This is a genomic window from Desulfoluna sp. HI9BLuna (assembly GCF_056829775.1).
The window spans coordinates 6335689-6352140 of record NZ_CP186555.1 but is presented as its reverse complement, the minus strand read 5'-3'; the positions used below and the strand labels follow the sequence as shown (position 1 = coordinate 6352140).

General features: G+C 55.9%; 12 protein-coding genes. 10 read left to right on the top strand and 2 right to left on the bottom strand.

Features of this window, described 5'->3' with window-relative positions; genetic code table 11:
- Position 1: 1 nt before the first annotated feature.
- The 10 genes from ACOYW0_RS25810 (at position 2) to ACOYW0_RS25765 (ending at position 12840) form a co-directional block, all read left to right on the top strand.
- The gene (locus tag ACOYW0_RS25810; protein WP_482416554.1) at positions 2–646 is read left to right on the top strand and encodes a PilX N-terminal domain-containing pilus assembly protein; all 645 of its coding nucleotides are present in this window, start codon (positions 2–4) and stop codon (positions 644–646) included.
- Between the two features lie 16 nt (positions 647–662).
- Positions 663–3611 (top strand): hypothetical protein, encoded by a 2949-nt coding sequence (locus tag ACOYW0_RS25805; protein ID WP_482416553.1) that lies wholly within the window; start codon positions 663–665, stop codon positions 3609–3611.
- An 8-nt stretch (positions 3612–3619) separates the two neighbouring features.
- Positions 3620–4021: a hypothetical protein gene (locus tag ACOYW0_RS25800; protein WP_482416552.1), complete on the top strand. Its 402-nt coding sequence runs from the start codon at positions 3620–3622 to the stop codon at positions 4019–4021.
- Between the two features lie 211 nt (positions 4022–4232).
- Positions 4233–5285, top strand: a complete 1053-nt coding sequence (hisC, locus tag ACOYW0_RS25795; RefSeq protein WP_482416551.1) for a histidinol-phosphate transaminase — start codon at positions 4233–4235, stop codon at positions 5283–5285.
- A gap of 745 nt (positions 5286–6030) precedes the next feature.
- A complete protein-coding gene (locus ACOYW0_RS25790; protein WP_482416550.1) occupies positions 6031–6540 on the top strand; it encodes a GspH/FimT family pseudopilin in 510 nt (169 codons plus the stop codon).
- Between the two features lie 40 nt (positions 6541–6580).
- The gene (locus ACOYW0_RS25785) at positions 6581–7216 is read left to right on the top strand and encodes a prepilin-type N-terminal cleavage/methylation domain-containing protein (protein ID WP_482416549.1); all 636 of its coding nucleotides are present in this window, start codon (positions 6581–6583) and stop codon (positions 7214–7216) included.
- A gap of 26 nt (positions 7217–7242) precedes the next feature.
- Positions 7243–7656, top strand: a complete 414-nt coding sequence (locus tag ACOYW0_RS25780; RefSeq protein WP_482416548.1) for a type IV pilus modification PilV family protein — start codon at positions 7243–7245, stop codon at positions 7654–7656.
- A 91-nt stretch (positions 7657–7747) separates the two neighbouring features.
- The gene (locus ACOYW0_RS25775) at positions 7748–8239 is read left to right on the top strand and encodes a PilX N-terminal domain-containing pilus assembly protein (RefSeq protein WP_482416547.1); all 492 of its coding nucleotides are present in this window, start codon (positions 7748–7750) and stop codon (positions 8237–8239) included.
- Between the two features lie 120 nt (positions 8240–8359).
- A complete protein-coding gene (locus ACOYW0_RS25770) occupies positions 8360–12424 on the top strand; it encodes a PilC/PilY family type IV pilus protein (RefSeq protein ID WP_482416546.1) in 4065 nt (1354 codons plus the stop codon).
- A 74-nt stretch (positions 12425–12498) separates the two neighbouring features.
- The gene (locus ACOYW0_RS25765) at positions 12499–12840 is read left to right on the top strand and encodes a hypothetical protein (RefSeq protein WP_482416545.1); all 342 of its coding nucleotides are present in this window, start codon (positions 12499–12501) and stop codon (positions 12838–12840) included.
- A gap of 483 nt (positions 12841–13323) precedes the next feature.
- Here ACOYW0_RS25765 and ACOYW0_RS25760 read toward each other — a convergent pair whose 3' ends face one another.
- Both ACOYW0_RS25760 and ACOYW0_RS25755 read right to left on the bottom strand, forming a co-directional pair.
- Positions 13324–14523 (bottom strand): dicarboxylate/amino acid:cation symporter, encoded by a 1200-nt coding sequence (locus tag ACOYW0_RS25760; RefSeq protein ID WP_482416544.1) that lies wholly within the window; start codon positions 14521–14523, stop codon positions 13324–13326.
- A 491-nt stretch (positions 14524–15014) separates the two neighbouring features.
- Complete coding sequence (locus ACOYW0_RS25755; protein WP_482416543.1) at positions 15015–16451, bottom strand: sigma-54-dependent transcriptional regulator; 1437 nt, start codon at positions 16449–16451, stop codon at positions 15015–15017.
- Position 16452: the final 1 nt, after the last annotated feature.

The window sequence follows — 16452 nt, the reverse complement described above, 5'->3', positions numbered from 1 at the left end:
CATGACGAAGGGCATAAAACGGGGCGCACACCCCTCGGGAGAGGAGGGCAGTGCCCTGCTCGTGGTTCTGGTGCTTCTTGTGCTGGTGACCGTTATTTGCATATCGGCCATGAACAGCTCCGTCACGGAGTTGAAGATTGCCGGCAACGACAGGGTGAGCAAACGCAATTTCTACAATGCGGAAGCGGGCCTCTTCGACGCCGTGGCCATATTTGACCGGATCTATGCCAACGAGGCGGACTCGGACGGGAACCGGCTTTACCTGAAGGATTCCACCCATCTACCATTAAGGGATCGCGATCCGAGAAACGCCGGGGTTGAGTTTGCCTCTCCGGTGACAAACGATGCGGGGATTCCCGTGGCCTGGATCGAGGTGCGTGCCATTGTGCTGCTGGCCAACAAGCAGGCAAGCACGTTGTCGGCGTCTGCCGACGACATTCCCTCCGTGGCCCATATCGGGCCGGCGCCCAAGGGCTCTGAAAAGGGCGTGTACCGTACGAGGCGGTATGCTGTCACCGCCACAGCCATCGATCCCACGGTTTACAGTGCCGCCAATCCCAAGGCGTCGCTGACGGGCGTGGTTCTTCAGTGCGGTGTGGATATGCAGGAAGAGCTGGTTAAAGTGGAACATTTGCAGGGAATTTGATCCCACGGAGGAAATAATGAAATTCAGGCATGCTCTCATCTTGTGTTGGCTGGTTCTCACCTGCCCCCTGACCGCCCTGGCCGACGATGTTGCCATCTACGGCACCCAGTCCGTGACCATTGAGCCCAACGTGCTGATCATTTTCGACACCTCGGGCAGTATGTCTGAAACCGTCGAAGGCAGTGCCCCCTCCGGCGGCGTCAGCGATACATATGATCCGGACACGGCCTACTCGGGTTCGCATCCGAGCAGGGCTGTCTATTACAAGTCCGGTTCTCGCTGGAAGTGGTACAGCAATGATGTGGACGACATCGGTAACGACGCCATCGAGGCAACCCTGTTGAGCGTCGGGTATGCAGAAGTGACCATGCGTTCGGGCCGCAGGCGTTGGAAAACATGGATGCGTATCGGTAACTACAGGAACTTTCTTGAGCGCCCCGTGGCCTCTGACAGGACCCGACTGGAAATTGCACAGGATGTGGTCAGGGAGCTTCTCGCCGAGACCACCGGGGTCCGATTCGGTCTGATGAAGCTGAACAGTTGCAACGGCGGTCGTCTTATCTCTCCCTGCGGCACGGCAAACTCCATCATCTCTTCCAATGTTGACGATCTCACCGCAAATGGTGGCACCCCCCTTGCCGAAGCCCTTGCCGAGGCCGGGCTCTATTTTGCTGGAAAGACAGGCTACTTCAGTCACACCAGTTCAAATTACGTCAGCCCCATCGAGTACTCCTGCCAGAAGAACTACGTGATCCTCTTCACCGATGGGGAGGCCACCTGCGACGAATCCAGCCTCCTCTACGGTAACAACCGATACATGGGCAAGACCATCGGGGACTACGACAACGACGACAGGGATCTCAACGACGACGGAAGTGTCCACCGCTATCCCTCGGACGATTCGTCAAACGGCACCACCGATTTTCTGGATGATGTGGCCATGTTCCTTTACAACGAGGACCTGGTGAGTTCCATGGGGACGGGAACCTCTTTTGCCAAGCAGAATGTCATCACCCACACCATCGGGTTTACCCTGGATCACGACCTGCTCAACCGGGCGGCCATCGACGGCGGGGGAACCTACCATACAGCCTCCAGGGCTTCAGACCTGAAGGAGGCCTTCGAGCAGATCATGAGCACCATTGCCGAAGAGTCCTCCACCTTCGTGGCCCCGGTGGTGCCGGTAAACCGGGAGTACCGGACAGCAGAAGCCGATTCCATTTACCTTGCCTTTTTCAAACCCGTTCAGGCTGGCGACTGGAAGGGCAACCTCAAGAAGTACACCCTCTCCGAGTCGGGCGATGTCCTGGATGCCCTGGGCAACAACGCGGTCAACACCGACGGCACCATGAAAGAGAACAGTAAGTCCCTCTGGACCCAGGGAGGAAATGACGGCGCCGATGTGTTGAAAGGGGGGGCGGGTGAGAGGATTCAGGAGCAGACTTCCCGCAACTTTTATACCTATACGGGGGGCAGTGAGAAGAGCCTGACAAACACCGTCAACCGGTTTGATGCCTCCAATTCTGATTTGCTGGGCCTCGGGGTAACCACCGATGCCATTACCGCGGTGAAGGAGGGCGTTGGTGGGTGGCCCATCGGTTCCATTATTCATTCCGAACCGGTGGTGGTGCATTACTCCACCAGCTCGTCGGTGATCTATTTTGGCTCCAACGACGGGTTGTTCCGGGCCATCAACGACGCCAACGGGGAAGAACTCTGGGCCTTTGTTCCGCCGGGACAGCTGGATCGGCTGGATCGGCTGTCGGACAACAATTACGATTACTATGTGGACGGGTCACCTTCTGTCTCCTACGGCAACCTCATGAGCGGTACCACTCTGTTTTCACCGGATACCCTTCTGGTGGGAGAACGCAGGGGCGGGTACAGGTATTACGCCCTGGATATCTCATCGTACAGTGAGCCAAAGTGGAAATATGAGGTGACAACGGCAGGGGGCGAAGCCCTGGGACAGACCTGGGGACGGCCGGCCTACTGCCGTATCAAGTTGAGCTCCACCACCGATGCCAAGGTGTTTGTCATGCCCGGGGGCTACAATCAGGTCAAGCAGGAGGCGAGCTCTGGCGTCGGCACCGCTCCGGAAATGGGCCGGGCTCTGTTTGCTGTGAAAGCCTCGGACGGAAGCTTTACCGGGCTCAAGGTCAACCACGGTAACTTCAACAAGATGACCCACAGTATCGTGGATCTGTATACCGTGGATACCGATGCCGACGGAATCACCACCCGCGTCTACGCCGGGGACATGGCAGGGCAGGTGTTCGTGGTGGCCGACGATGTGCTGGATACTGTAAGGGATGGGAGCCGCGTGGTGGAGGCCAAGGCCCCGGACGGTACCTGGACGTATCGGAACCGCTTGTTTTCGTGTAGTTCCGGAAAGCTTTTCTATGCGCCGGTACCGGCGGAGGTGTCCGGGGTGGAGACCCTCTATTTCGGAACCGGGAACCGGGCCAACCCCCTGGGCTCCGAATCAAACCGGTTCTATGGGGTTCGGAACACCCTCTGGGACAGCGACTTGACGGACAGCGATCTGGTCAATGTCACCGATGAGTCTGCTTCGTACGCAGATGTCTTGAAAACCAAAAAAGGGTGGTATTTCAACCTTCCCAATACCAACGAAAAAGTGGTTTCCAGGGCCCTTGTTAATTCCGGTGTTGTGTATTTTACGACCTATACACCTACCTCGGAAAGCAGCTCCGATTCAGATGCGGATCCGTGTGCAGGGGCGGGGGCCCGCGGGGTCGGGCGCCTTTACGCGGTGAGCGCCTTTGACGGCAAGGCTGTGACCACCTGGGGCGGATCCACGAAGACTCGGTCCACTGAGCTTCCAGGGAACCTTCCCATCGCCAAACCCATATTCAACGGAACGAAGATCCAGGTGGGGCCCATGAGCTGGGACGCTGCCAAAGATGATCGGGTTGATTATTTTTACTGGAAACAAACTCTTTAGGAGACATCATGATGCTGAAACAAATCGGAGTTGTTCTCCTGGCGGCGGTTCTTGCAACTGCCGGTGCGGCCGCCTTTGCCTGGGCTGGGGATTCCCGTACCCTTGTTCTTGAGGTGCCTGCTTCAATGGATCCGGGGGGCAGCTCCAGGGTCTATGACGACAAGCGGGTGGTGGAAAAAAAGTCGGAAGTGATGGAGGTCGCGGCCGACGGCACGTGGATGCTTATCGGTGAGTCCACCTTTGTGATCGGTTCCTGGTTCCATGACGGCACCCGTACCAAAACGAAGCTCCTCGATGCGTCGGGGAATGCGGCGAAGCTTTCTCGCTTCAAGCGTCGGGACCGTGTCTATGTTAAAGGAGTGGCCCGCAAGGACGGTACTCTTTTTGCCTATGTGATCCAAAAGCGATAAGACTTTGCTCTTTCAATTATGGGGGCGCGGGGGCCCGAACAATGGGCGGGCCGGGGCTTTTTGGCCGTGCGCCCGTGGGGTTGCCTTGCCGGGACGTATGGTCGGTGCTATAAAGGATGCTCTAAAACGCACGAGACACCACCTGCTCCGTTGGCCAGACGGCTGACGGGGCAGGTTTTCGACCATGACGACAGATGGGAGCCCCACCAGAATGTACTCCGAACGTTTCACGAAGCTGACCCCTTATGTTCCCGGCGAACAGCCCCAGGATCGCAGTTACATCAAGCTCAACACCAACGAAAACCCCTATGCCCCGGCACCGGGTGTGGCCGAGGCGCTCCGATCCTATGATGTGGAGAACCTCCGTCGATATCCCGACCCCAATGCAGACGCCCTGTGCCGCCTCATCGCAGAGACCCACGGTATAAAGCGGGAGCAGGTGATGGTTGGCAACGGGTCCGATGAGATTCTCTCCTTTGTCTTTTTCGCCTTCTTTGATTCGTCGAAGGGGCCCCTTCTTTTCCCTGAGCATACCTACAGCTTTTACCCCGTGTACTGCGACTACTACGGCATCGACTACAAAAAGGTGTCCCTGGACGAGGATTACCTCGTCAACATCGATCGTTTCCTGGCTGAGCAGGGGTGCGGGCTTATTTTTCCCAACCCCAATGCCCCCACAGGAATGCTCCTTTCTCTGGATGAGGTGACGCGCCTTATGGAACGCTGGCCAGAAGATCGCGTGGTGGTGGTGGATGAGGCCTACATCGACTTCGGGGGCGAAAGCGCCGTTGCCCTCATCGACCGGTTCCCCAACCTCCTGGTGGTGCGGACCTACTCCAAGAGCTACTCCCTGGCTGGAAGCAGGCTTGGCTGGGCCATGGGCAGCGAGGCCCTGATCCGGGCCCTTTATGCGGTGAAGGACTCCTTCAACTCCTACCCCGTGGACACCCTGACCCAGAAAGCGGGCATGGCCGCCATGGCGGACCGGGAATGGTTTGACAAAACACGCAGCATGGTCATGGCCGAGCGGGAACGTGTCTCCGAGGCCCTCTCCGCCAAGGGGTGGAAGGTGCTGCCTTCTGAAGCCAACTTTGTCTTTGCAGGGGCCCCGGATCGCGACGGCAAAGCCGTCTACGAAGGCCTCAAAGCCCAGGGCGTGCTGGTGCGTTTCTTTAACAAAGAGGGGCTGACCCCCTTTGTGCGCATCACCATCGGTACGGCCGAGGAGAACACGGCCCTTCTCCACGCCGTGGATTCCTTGTAGATGAGCATGGGGGTTGCCCCCAACAGCAATGTGGGGGGCAGCTTGAAACCTGACGGCGAAGGCAGGTATGGCGAAACGATTCATGCCATGGGTTTCGCGTGACAGTTGAGTTGATATAGTGGCCCGTCCCCGCAAGGGAGACGGGTTTTTCATGTTCCATCACCAAAGGCTCAGCCGTTGCCCTCCGGGGCCGTGGTGAATGCGGCTGACCCCATGAACATTATCTTGGGGCCCTGCCGTTTTTATGGCGTTATCTGTGTCTGCCTGGTTTCTCTCCAAAACATGACCTTTGTGGTTTCACGCCTGAAGTTCCTTCGGCCTTGGCCGGTCCCTTTCCTTTATGGTCCATACGCGGGCAAGAAATAAGGCATTGCTCCGGTGCGCCTGTCCGATACCCTTGAGCTTGTCTCTATCCGTTTTTTCTTCTTTTTTTTCTAACTGCGAAGACGCATGAAATATGCGGCTCTTGATTCATTTACTCAATCATTGGCTTTTCAAATAAGCCGTCTGGATCTCTTTTAAGTAAGAAAAATATTGTCAAACAAATTATTTGACTATAATAATAGTTTTAGAACTATCGAATGGGTTTATGACGATTTGAGCTATGGCAAATAACAAAGTTTCCTTCAAAGTAACATTCTTTAACGCTTAGTTTTCGTGCGTTTCTCGTGAATATCTGTTTTTGTAATCGAATTAAATATAAGGCATGCCCTTGGAATACTTTCGGGGTGGAGAGGCGTTTATAATGAATGGGTTTGGGTTGTTCAACAATGAGGAAAGGGCCACTGGCGGCACCACGGGTTTTACTTTATTAGAGCTGATGGTCACTGTGGCGATTGTCTCTATTCTTGCTGCTTTGGCTGCACCGCAGTTCGCTGCATGGGTTGAAACCAGCCGGTTGAAAAACGGCAGCGCCGATGTTCGATCGGCGCTGGTGCTGGCCCGCTCCACGGCCATCGCGAAAAATGCATCTGTTGTCGTGGCGTTTACAACCGGGAGCAACAGTGGGTACACGGTGTTTGTCGATAACGGAAACCTGGTTCAAGACTCCGGGGAGGACGTTGTGAAGCAGGGGAAAATGCCGTCCGGCATTACCGTCGCGGAGACGGAATTGCCCGATGAAAAGGCCTGTTTTAACGCCCGAGGGTTTCCTGCCAGTTCGGGAATCATCTCCGTCACCAACACGGAGGGCGTCAAGATCCATAATGTGATCCTTGCAGCTGCCGGGGGGGTGAAAATTGAAGCGGGGTCCTAAAGAGAACGCGCGATGTCCTCAATCAACCGCAACCCTTTCAATGAACACCGGGCTTACGTTGCTGGAACTTCTCATTGCGCTGGCCATCGGCTCTGTGGTGGTCTCGGCGGTCTATGCCGTTTATATCAGCCAATTGCACTCGGTAAATACCCAGGACAAAATTGTCGCCATGCGCCAGAATTGGCGAGCCGGTCACTATGTCCTGGGCAGGGAGCTGATGAAAGCAGGGTACTGCAGCAATATTGTCAGTGAATTTCAGCCCGGTTTTACTCGGGCGACCAAGAGTGCGTTGACCTTTACCTATGTTGAAGAAGGAACGGATAACCTGATCCCCGTGGCATTTGATCTCGTTGCAGACGACGGGGTAAAGCGCATTGTCCGCACCGTTTCCGGGGTGGCGGCACCCATTGCCGACGATATTGAAACCCTGCAGTTTATCTATGTACTGAAAAGCGGGAGCACCACCTGGGCACCCGAAGCCAAACACCTGAATGACATTCGAAGCATCAGGGTAACCATCGTGGCGAGAACGGAAAGTTCCGTGGCTGACTACCCGACGCCCACTGCCTTTGCCCTTCCTTTTCCGGACGATCATACGGAAAACACCCTGAATTTCTCTTCTGACGGGGTCTATCGGCAAATGGTCACGGGGGTCTTCAATTGCCGGAATATGTAAAGACAAATAGAAAGGTGATGCGATCAATGATGGAGACGATACCGTGTCGGCCCACAAACGCGAGTTCCCATGGCTCCTCATGGGCTGCTGACGGGTTTACCCTCATCGAAGTAGTGGTCGCACTGCTTATTCTCGCGGTGGGTATCCTGGGGGCGGCATCCATGCAGATTACTGCCATTAAAGGCAACGGGACGGCCTACAAAATCACCGAGGCCTCCATGGTCGCTTCCGAGCGTGCCGAACAGCTTCTGGCCCTTGACTTCGGCTCAGCCGACCTTGCGGACGGCTCAGAAAAGGTTAATGGGTTTGGGGTGGAATGGGTTGTTGTTTCGCCGACAACCGATCCCGACAGGCGGGATATCACGGTGACCGTTGCATGGAAAGAGGGGGACAGGGACCACTCCTTCGATTATCGGTTTTTAAAGGCCCGGGGCATTTGACCCCTCCAAAAGCCATTGTGTGTCTGTGCCATCAAGCACATGGACCATTTATTTGAATCGGGAGAATTTGATGTGTTGCAGGTATGCCCATATGGACGGTGAGGAGGGATCGGTCCTCCTCATTGCGTTGGTCGTTCTTTTTCTGGTTGCTCTTTTGGGGGTCAATGCGCTGACAACAACCCAGACCGAGCTCAAGATTTCCGGCAACGATCAAAGCTACACCCGGAATTTCTACCGGGCGGAGTCGGCCATCAAAGAGGCCGCACTGGCCCTCGAACATGCAGATGACGTCGATCCGGCCACGGCCGGGTTGTCGTGGCTCTCCGACGGAATCAATGAGGAGACGTGTTTTAAGCCGGAACAGGACGCATGGCAAACCTCAGGATCGGATACCAACGCTGCGGTGTCCACATTCTATACGGACGGAAAAGCCGAATTCTGCGGTTTGCGCATGGGGGTGGCTTCTGGCTCCAGCCTGGATATGACCTCCCCGCTCAAATGGGAATACGTGATTTACGGACGTTCCGTGCTCTCCTCCGGTAAGGTCGAGATGGCGGCGGGCTATTGTAAAAAGACGAATTGACGGAGGGGATGCATGGGGCTCGCTGATATTTGGAAGGCTTGCAGGAAGATGGCTCAACGATGGTGTTTGCCGGTTGTTTTGGGTGGCCTGTTCCTTTGTGTGATGGGGGGGAGCGCTTCGGTGGACGCTGAAACGGGTTTTGCCGATGTCATCGCCCATGCCCACGATCTGGGCACGTTGACCGATGCAGGTATCGTGAGGGCTGGGGTTCTTGAGCGTCATGGCAAGATGTTCGACATGGATTATTATTCATTTTCCGTGAACATCCCCGGAACGGTCACCATATATGCTGAGGCCCCGGATTCCAATCCGAATCTGAAGACCGTGGGGTATCTCTATAGTACGGACGACGATGATTTGGTGCTGGAGAGTGACAATACCGATGGGAAGAAGAGTAACTTTCGGATTGAATGGTATTTGGATACTGCCGGATCGTATTATACCATGCTTCGCGGGGTAAAAAAGAAAAAGAATATCGGTGCGTACCGGCTGGTTCTGGAGTTTGAACCGGATGAGCCGACGCATTATTGGGACGGCGATGGAGACGGATGGGGTGACCCGAACATCACCACGGCTTCCCCCTCCGGTGGCGGGTGGGTGACCCAGTCCGGGGATTGCGATGACACGAACCCCGCGATTCACCCGGGTGCCGAGGACAATCAGTGCGACAGCATTGACAATGACTGCGACGGCCTTAAGGACGAAGACGCCCCGGATTCGGCCAAGGTCCTCTACTATGACGACATGGATGGGGATGGGTATGGTAACCCTAAGAACTCTCACCTCGCATGCACCATACCTGATGGCGCTGTGTGGGTGACCAACGACGGTGATTGCGATGATTCGGATTCATCCGTAAACCCCGATGCCATCGATATCTGCGGGGATGGTGTCGATCAGGACTGCTCTGGCGCGGACAGGGTCTGTGGCACGAGCACGGTGTGCGTGGACATCGCCGATGCCCCGTTGACGACCCAGGTTGCGGCGGCACCCCCGCTGGTGATGTTTCTCCTCGACGACTCGGGGAGCATGAAATTTGATATTATGTGCGAGACGGGTGTCTTCTACCGAAAAAAATCTAAGGTAAGTAATTGGGTCCAGTACGTGTCCGAGGCGAAATCGTACTGGAAAACCCAGTGGTCCGGGTACAACAAGGTTTATTACAACCCGGAGGTGACCTACAAGCCCTGGCCCCTCTACACCAATGCCAACCCCCAGAGCACGAGAGAGCATCCCTACTTTGATGATGGAACCTGTGACATGGATACTGCCGGCGATTTCGCCGTGATTTATGGTGTGGATTTGAGTTATGCCCACTATTATCAGACATCCGGTGACAAGGTGTATCTCGTTAATCTGAGCGGGGGCGCGGCAAAGTACTATGAGGTGACGGACTCTGGGGACGAGCACTATTACGAGGTAGCGTCGTTGAAGCTTCTCGACTCCGTGCCTTCGGCCATCGCCGTTACCGATTACCAGGCTGCCCTTCAGAACATGGCCAACTGGTATCAGTACAGCCGAAACCGGGAACTTGCCGCCAAGTCGGCCGTGGCCCAAGTGATCAGCGAGGTCAGCGGGGTCAAGGTGGGGCTTTATGCCATCAACAACGGGTCGGTGTCCGGGGTAAAATCGATTCATGTCGATGGAACTGACCTGACCGATACCCTGTTGCAAAAGCTTTATGCCATACGATCCGGAGGAGGGACCGAGCTGAAAAATGCCCTCTACACCGTTGGATCGTATTACGATAAGGATTCATGGGGCGGAGGGCTCGGGGCGTCCCCCTTTGACACCGAGGAGGTCGGCGGGACGTGCCAGAAAGCATTCACCATCGTGATGACCGATGGGTACTACAATGGGGCTTTTAACTATTCCGTGGGCAACGCGGACAAAGATTCCACATCCGACACGTCCACCTGGGACGGGGTGCCGTATGCCGACGAATCGTCAAACACCCTTGCCGACATCGCCATGCATTTTTACGAAAGGGACCTGCGCACCGACCTGGCTGACAACGTGCCGACAACCGTTAAGGATACCGCACGGCACCAGCACATGGTGACCTACACGGTTGCCTTCGGGGTTTCGGGCACCTTGAAAGACAGTAACTACGACTGTCCGACGAACTGCCCGGGCATGGAGGGAAAACTGGCATGGCCCGCCCCCACATCGGACAAGACAAAAATTGATGATTTGTTCCATGCAGCGGTCAACGGCCGGGGAAAATTCATGACAGCCGGGAACAGTGAGGCCCTTGCCAACGCCCTGGTGAGTGTGATCGGTGATATCCAGAACCAGGTCATGAGCGGGGCGAGCGTGAGCATGAACTCCCAGGAATTGAAACAGGATACCAAGTTGTACCAGGGGTATTTTGATTCGTCGAACTGGACCGGGAACCTGAAAGCCTTTGACCTGGGAACGGATTCAGCCGGGAAGCTGACCACCACCAAGGCCTGGGACGCCCAGGAGGTGATGGCGGCCAAGTCCCTGACCTGGTGGGACTCATCGCGATGCATCCTCACCAATGGGGAGAGCGGCAGCACGGCATTTCGGTACGACAACCTGTCCGATGCCCAGAAAGAGAGCCTTTCCCAGGGCATTTTGGATTTTGTCCGGGGCGACTCCAGCAGGGAAAAGGCCAAAGGTGGAACGTATCGCGACCGGGACGGGCTTGTGCTGGGTGATATCGTGAATTCGTCGCCGACGTATGAAAACGGCGTGGTCTACGTGGGCGCAAATGACGGCATGCTCCACGCCTTTGATTCTGCCGACGGAAACGAGCTCTTTGCCTATATTCCTTCCTTTGTCACCGAGAACCTGGCCTACCTCGCCGATTCCGAGTACACCCACACCTATTTTGTGGACAACACCGTTCAAATCCGAACCATCAAAAACGGCATCTCCGCAAAGACCTGGCTGGTGGGTGGGCTGGGCAAAGGGGGCAGGGGGTATTATGGCATGGATATCACCAACCCCACGAAAATTTCAGAACATCAGATCCCCGCAATCTGGGAGTATCCGGCCTATGGGAATACGGATTCTGACATGGGCTTCAGCTACAGCGCGCCTGCCATCGTCAAGGCCAATACCGGTCAGTACATCATTCTGGTCGGCAACGGATACGACAGCCTGAACGGAAAGGCCGTTTTGTATGCGTTAAACATGAACGGTTCTCTGTTTACCACCATTGGCACCAACGAGGGCAGCGCTGTGCCCGCCGATGAAAAATGCAATGGCCTGAGTTCTCCGGTGCCCATTGATACGGATTTTAACGGTACCGTGGATATCGTCTATGCAGGGGATATGCTGGGAAACCTGTGGAAGTTCGATCTTTCGTCCTCAAGTGCCGTGGCCTGGCATGTTGCCTACGACGGTCACCCCCTGTTTACCGCAAAAAACAAGGATGGTGAGATACAGCCCATTTTAGGAAAACCGGCCGTCATGTCCCATTGTGACAGAAACCGCAAAGGGGTCATGGTTATTTTCGGGACCGGTCGTTACCTTGCCAATGAAGATCCCTCCAATACGGACACTCAAAGCATCTACGGCATCTGGGACTGGTCGGATGAGTGGGAATCTCCGGATTCCCGATACCTGGGAACGTTGCAGCAGCCAACAAGCAACGCCGCCGAGCGGACCCTTTCGCATTTTACAGACGCCACCTTATTAAAGCAGTCCGTGACATCATCTGCTTCGTCTGCCTTGCTCCACTCTACCTCCCATGACATTGACTGGCTGGTGCCCGAAGAGTGGGTGAAGGCGGGAGCTTACGAGGGCGGGACCCATGTGGGGTGGTTCCTGGACCTGCCGTTGACCGGTGAGCGCGTGGTGACCAAGACCCAGTTGCTGGACGGCAAAGCCATCGTGGCCTCCATCGTTCCCAAGCTGTCTCCCTGCACGGCAGGGGGCGGGTCCGTGTTTTACACGCTCAATGCCTGCGATGGGTCTCAGCCGGACGAACCCTTTTTTGATTCCGATGGCGACGGGGATGTGGACGATGCCGACGGCACGCTTTCGGGCAGGCGGTTTAAAGATGATATCTATTACTCCCCTGCGATTCTGAACCGAAGAGGGGAGAGCACGGATGTTCTTATTTATGGTGAGGATGACGGCGACGGCACTGCCCAGTCTATGGCTATCCCGAACGAGGTTCTGGGACTTTATTACTGGCGGTTTGTGGAGTGATGATGCCGATTTTACGGGGAAACAGAGCCCCATGCCATCACCAATGCAGAGGATTTTAAAAAGAGGATACGATCATGAAGAAATCGGTCGCTTACGTCATGGCCCTGGCGTTTTTTATTGTGGGGTTTTATTCGAACGGGGTTTTTTCCCCGGGGCTGGCCTGGGCTCGGAAGTCACAGGGTGAGAACGTCATGGCCTACGTGAAAAGTGTAAGCGGAGGATGGTACACAGGAAAAATTGATTACATCGATGCCTGGATTGTCACCATGGGTGATGTGAACCACTCCTTTGCCAAGGATGTCCTTTTTGTGTCAAAGGACGGATTTAAGGTTTCCAGGCGAAATTTTCATAAAGGGGATACAGTGAAAATGCTTCTGGACTCACATTTTGAATGCTCTATTTTGCTTAAACTATAAGTCCTCTTTGGTCAGACCTTGCCTCCGGCAAGGGTGCCCTCTGAGTCGGTTTACCTCCTTGGTCAAATGGTAAGGTGCTCCCGTTTCCAACCGCGCCTGCCATTTGACCTCCCCACCTTATTCTTTACCCCTCTCTTTTCATTCATTTAGCCCGACTAGCTCACGAGAAAACCATCGGATCGAAGCAATGGCACCTTATTATTAATGAGGTGGTTATCATGAAATGTCCGGGATAGAGAAAGGCCGCAAGGGTGCAAAAAAGAAAAGGGGCCTCCACCGGTTTCCCGGGAAGGCCCCTTTTCTCTTTCACTTCTCTATGGGGATAGAAGAAAGTGTGTCAGTGTTCTGAGATGTGTATGAAAATCAGGAGGGGATAGTTCGATTCGTTGCGGGATGGGGACCCCGCAAGGTCTCGAAGCCCGGTCCGCGGAATGGGGACTCCGCGGGCCGGACGCTCCTGGGTTTTCCTTTTTGGGTTGAGGCTTATACCGCCTCGGTGGCGTCGAAGATCTCCTTGTCGAACTCGCCTTCGCTCTTGGCAACGATCAGGGAGGTCATGGCGTCGCCGGTGACGTTGACACTGGTACGTGCCATGTCGAGGATTCGGTCGATACCCGCGATGAGGGCGATCCCTTCCATGGGCAGGCCGATGGAGGAGAGGGTCACCGAGAGCATGATGAGACCCGCGCCGGGTACGCCGGCCGTTCCGATGGAAGCCAGGGTGGAGGCGAGGATCAGGGTGATGTAGTTGGACATGGTCAGGTCGATGCCGCTGGCCTGGGCCACGAAGAGAGCGGCCACGCCCTGGTAGATGGCGGTACCGTCCATGTTCACCGTGGCGCCCATGGGAAGAACGAAGCTTGAGACGCTCTTGGAAACGCCCAGGTTCTCCTGGGTGCAGCGGATGGTCACGGGAAGGGTGCCGGAGCTGCTGGTGGTGGTAAAGGCCACGGCCTGGGCGTCAACGATGCCCTTGAAGAACTTGGCGGGGCTCAGGCGTGCAACAAGGCCGACGCCGGAACCGTAGACGAAAATAACATGGACAATGGCGCCGATGTAGACGGCCAGGATCACCTTGAGCAGGGGCAGCAGCGTGGATGCGCCGTACTGTCCCACCACATAGGCCATCAATGCGAAGACGCCGTAGGGGGCGAATTCCATGACAATGGCGGTGAGGGTGTACATGATCTCTGCCACGGATTCGCAGAGTTTCTTGAAGGGCTCAGCCTTCTCACCGGTGATGTTGATGGCGATGCCCAGGAAAATGGCAAAGCAGATGACCTGAAGCACATGGCCGCTGGAGAGAGCGCCCAGGGGGTTCTTGGGAACGATGGACACCAGGGTGTCGATGAAGGGGGGCGCCTGCTTGGCGGAGACGGCCTGTCCCATGTCGATCATCATGCCCGCGCCGGGCTGGAGGATGGTGCTCACCAGAAGGCCGATGCAGACGGCAAAGGCTGTGGTGACAAGGTAGATGGCCAGGGTCTTGAGACCGATGCGACCCAGCTGCTTGCTGTCCTTGAGGCTGGTCATGCCAACGATAAGGGACGAGAAGATAAGCGGGATGATAAGCATCTTGATGGCGTTGATAAAGAGCGTACCGATGGGTTTTACCAGCGCCGCTTTTTCCTGAAAGATAAGTCCGGCAACAATACCTAAGCCAAGACCGATCATAATTTTCATCCAAAGTTTCATAAGTCCCCCTGCCTGTTACACGTTACGAGTTACGAGTTCTGGCGACCCCCGGAAAGCAATGACACGACGGTGTACGAGTGAGCGCTTTCGAAATCCGATTGATTTTAAGGGCAGCATTCCATCCTGATGTCCGGAGAAACGGAAAACGCAAATAAACCGTGACTCCGGTGCTGAGTCAGTTTTTTTAAGAGCAAGGTCGGTGCCAAGATATACTAATTTTCGTAACAAACTGATTGAATGGATGAAATGTCTTATTTTGAGGAGCTTCTAATATGCGTGAGGGGCTATAACCAAAGGAATAGATGGTGGCGGCAGATTGTGGAAAAGCTCAAAAAACAGGGGAAGACTTTCTTATATAACAAAAGTTATGGCTATAATTTTGGTTATACCCCTTTGGGGCAGGTCTTCAGGGAACGCGCATCGATTCCTGTTTTTTTGCTTCTTAAACCCTTTCAGCCCGGAGGCGATGGGGCCATTGCTTACTCATCCTGCTTTTCCCTGAGCTGCTTCATGCGTTTGCTCAAGGCTGGCTGGGAGATTCCGAGGATTCGGGCCGCGATGCTCTGGTTGCCTTCGGCGCGGTCCATGGCCTCCATCACCAGGAGGTTGGAGGCGTCGGCCAGGGTGGGCAGGGGGTCCAGGCCCGAAAAGGGGTTGCCGTCCGCTTGCCCGGAGACAGCCTGTGCGTCGGGGTGGTGCGGAGCATGTCCTTCCATGGCCTCTTTAAAGGATGCCATGGAGAGGGTGCCGCCCCCATGGCGGGCCACGGCGTCAAAGACCATGGATTTTAGTTCCCGGATGTTGCCGGGGAAGTGATAGGTAGCCAGGAGGACCGGCAGTTCCGGGGGATAGGCCGGGACCTTCTTGCCGGTCTCTTCGGCGGCCATGGCAAGGAAAGTGTCCAGAAGGACGGGAATGTCGTCTTTCCGTTCCCTTAAGGGGGGCATATGGATGTGGTGGGTCTGGAGACGGTAGAAGAGGTCCTTGCGGAAGCGTCGCTCTTTGCTCTCTTTTCCTTTGATGGTGAGGTCCTGGTGGGTGGAGCAGACCACCCGGGCGTTGATTTTTTCCGAGTGGTCGCTTCCCACCGGGTAGTAGTCGCCGTCCTGGAGCAGGCGAAGGAGCTTCACCTGGGAGGGGGCGGAGAGGTCGCCGATTTCATCCAGGAAAAGGGTGCCCCCCGAGGCTTTTTCCACCATGCCTGCACGCCGTGCATCGGCTCCGGTGAAGGCGCCCCGCACATGGCCGAAGAGGGTGTCGGAAAAAATGGTGTCGTCCAGCCCGGCCACGTTCACTGCCACCATGGGGCCGGGTGGGTTGCAGACGCGGTGGATGGCCCGGGCCACGAGCTCTTTGCCCGTTCCGCTCTCTCCGGTGATGAGGACCGGCTGGCGCGAACTTGCAAGGGATTCGATGTAGCTGAAGATGGAGATCATGTACCGGTTGGCCGTGGCGATGTGGCTGAAGGCCTCGGGGTTGCTCGGGGCCTTGCTGATGGTTGAGCGGATGGCCCGGTTTTCCCGTTTCAGCTCCCAGAGGTTCACGGCGTTTCTCACCGTGGCCACGATGCGTTCCTCGGCGCCGGTTTTGACGATGTAGTCGCTGGCGCCCATCTTCATGCACTGCACGGCAAGGCTGACCTGGTTCATGCCGCTGACCACCACAATCACCGTGTCCGGGGACTCTTCCCGGATGACGGAGATCAGCTCTTCACCGGGGATGTCGGGCATCATGAGGTCCAGGAGCACGATTCCGATCTCTTCGTCAGCCAGGATATCGCGCACCTTGCGTCCGTCGCTGAGCTTGCGCAGGTTGGTAAACCCGGCACGCTCCAGGAGGAGCCCTAAGCTGCGGAGCCACGAGGGCTCGTCATCAATGAGGAGGATGGGAAAATCGTGGGTCAACACACCGGTCATG